The 2,540-nt window shown below is 70.8% G+C and carries 1 protein-coding gene and 1 pseudogene; both read right to left on the bottom strand.

Going from position 1 to position 2,540, the window contains the following annotated elements; genetic code table 11:
• Positions 1-970: pseudogene (locus IE312_RS37785) on the bottom strand (hypothetical protein); the annotation flags it as partial.
• Between the two features lie 383 nt (positions 971-1,353).
• On the bottom strand, positions 1,354-1,986 hold the full coding sequence (locus IE312_RS37780) for a TetR/AcrR family transcriptional regulator (protein ID WP_189986826.1): 633 nt from the start codon (positions 1,984-1,986) through the stop codon (positions 1,354-1,356).
• Between the last annotated feature and the right edge of the window lie 554 nt (positions 1,987-2,540).

Genomic DNA, 2,540 nt, shown 5'->3' with positions numbered 1-2,540 from the left:
GTGCCGCGAGGGGCAGCACCGTCGGTGCCGCGGAACGTCGCAAGACCAGGTGCCGCCATGCCTCGTCCAGGACGACCCGGCGCAGCCCGTCGTCCGCGGTGCGTTCCGCCGCCTCGGCCAGCCGGGTCACGAACGACAGGGCGGCCACGGGGATGTGGTCGAGGAGAGCGGACACCCGTGCGGCGACGCCGTCACGGGTGAGGGGGACCTCGACGTCCGGCAGCCACCAGATCCGTTCGAACCGGGGCCGTACGGCCGGATCGGCGAGGATGTCCAGCAGCAGGTCGACATGCCTGAGGGGGGCGTCCGGGTCGAGGGACGCCCGGGCGATCGCGGCCGCCACCTTCATCACCGGCTCGTCGTCGCGCAGCACCCGGCTCAGCACCGCCTCCACCGCGCCGGCGAACCGGTGCCGGCCGCCGGGAGGTCCGGTCTCAGGCACGTCGGCGGCCGTCGCGGCGCGGGTGCCCAGCATCAGCAGGAGGGGCAGGCGTACGGCCGGGTCGGTCTCGGCGTGCCAGCGTTCCAGTAGCGCGTCGTCGTCCGCGAGGAGGAGGGCGGCCCGCCGGACGCTCGGCGCGGGGTCCGTGAGGAGCGCCGTGATCTGGTCGCCCTGGCGCCGCCACTCCTCCTGCCACGCTGTGTGCGTGCCCTGTTCACCGGTCTCGCGTGCCGCACCGTTCAGGGCGCCGAGCAGTTCGACGAGAGTCACTCGTACGCCGTTGGCGGGGTCGCAGGCGAGCGCCGTGAGGAACGGCAGGGCCGCGGCCGCGGCCGACGGCAGTCCGCCTGTCGGCGCGAACAGGCAGGAGTACAGCGGGTCGCAGTCCTCCTCCGTCGCCGCCGGGCCTCGGCTGACCAGGCGGCGCAGCGCCCGCGGGACCTCTTTGACGGGATGGTGCTCCGGCACTCCCGTCCGGAATCGGCTCCAGTCCACCGCGTCCACTGCCTCGACCGAAGTCCCCGTCACTGCCACCCCGTTGAATCCGCCGTGCGTCGCCTGCCTGACATCCTGGCATCGACCCGACGGGGTGATCGCCTCGGGGTGTCGGGGAGGACCCCGTGATCCGCGTCCCTGCGTGGCGCATCCAGCCGTACACACCGGCGGTCTGTTGAGGGGTTGGGCCGCCCGCGAGCGAGGGGGACTCTCGAGCGGTCGACGTCGTCTGGGAGTGTGCGCTGCGGCCCTTGCACCGGGCCGGGACGCCCTTGGGCGTCATCGAGCGGCTGGCAGCCAGCGGAGATTCGGATGAGGCGGTGTTCGGGTACGGGACCGTACCGCCGGTCCATCTTTCACCGGCTGACGCCTGACGGTGGACGCCCGGCTCCCACGGCTGGTCGCCCGGCCCCTACCTACGGCTGGGTGAGCGCCGCGAAGCCCGTGCACAGCAGGCGGATGCTTCGGGTGAACTTCTCGTCGTGGCTCAATCGGGGAATCAAGGCGCCCATGACCAGGGGGAATTGCTCGCGCAGGTCGGCATGGAGGTCGGCGGTGACGTTCGGTGGCGTGGTCGGCTGGTTCTGTTCCTGGAGGACGAAGCCGGTGACGTGGCTGAGCAGGGTGTCGGCGGCGATGCCGCAGTGGGCGGCGGGCAGTCCGCCGTCCAGCAAGGTCCGCAGCAGGCGTTCCATCAGCAAGAACGCACCCATGCTGAGCCTGCCGGGGCTCTCGGCGAGGAGTTGGGCGCCCCCGGGGTGCTGCATGATCTCCGTGCGCAGGGTGGTGACCTGGGCTTCGACGCGGTCCTGCCAGGGGGCGTCGGGCGGAAGGGCGGCCAGGGCGTCGGTACCCGCGTCGTAGGCGCGGCGGCAGACACGGTCGGCCATCAGGGCGAGCAGTTCCTCTTTGCCGCGTACGTGGTAGTAGAGGCTGCCGGCGTGGGTGTCGAGACGGTCGGCGACTTGACGCATGGACAGGTGCTGGTAGCCGACCTCGGCGAAGACGGCCATGCCCGCGTCGACGATGCGCTCTTTGGTGAGCTTCATGAGCTCACCGTACAGGTTTTCCAACACTGTTCGAAAACTGTGTTAGTTTTGCGCCGTCAGATTTTCGAACGACGTTGGAAACACTGAGACCGGGGGGTGGCGGGCATGGGAGCGATCGTCTTCTCCTTCGCGTACCTAGCCCGTACATAAGGCGTACATGAAGCGTGTGCGTAACGCTTTCCTGATCGACAGGGCCGGCACCGGGTCCCCGACCGGCCCCTCACCATTTGCGCGGGGCCGGTACGTACCGGCCAGGACACCGTCGCGCGGGCGCTAGCGGTACTGCCGACAGTGCGGAGCCGGGGAACGGGGCGTCGGGGACGGGCGTGTGTGCCGACTTCTCGATCGGCTGAGCCTGGCCCATCGAGCGAGCACTGCAGGGTGGTCAGCGTCGCGACGGCGGCCTGGCCGGTACCGCTTCGTACCTCTCGGCTTCCTGCCGCTCGCGCCAGTCCCACTCCACACGGCCGACCGCACCTTTGCGGCGGACTGTGGGCGGCTGGGGCGGGCGCAGCCTGGCCGTCTCCGCTACGCGCAGCAGGTATCCGCAGTCA

The organism is Streptomyces capoamus (assembly GCF_014654935.1).
Lineage (GTDB): Bacteria > Actinomycetota > Actinomycetes > Streptomycetales > Streptomycetaceae > Streptomyces > Streptomyces capoamus.
Note: the sequence above shows the minus strand (reverse complement) of the source record. Positions and strands in the feature narration are given on the sequence as shown.

What these genes read in the sequence shown, in the direction of transcription:
- IE312_RS37780 (WP_189986826.1), bottom strand. Translation starts at nt 1,986, where the DNA reads ATGAAGCTCACCAAAGAGCGCATCGTCGACGCGGGCATGGCCGTCTTC.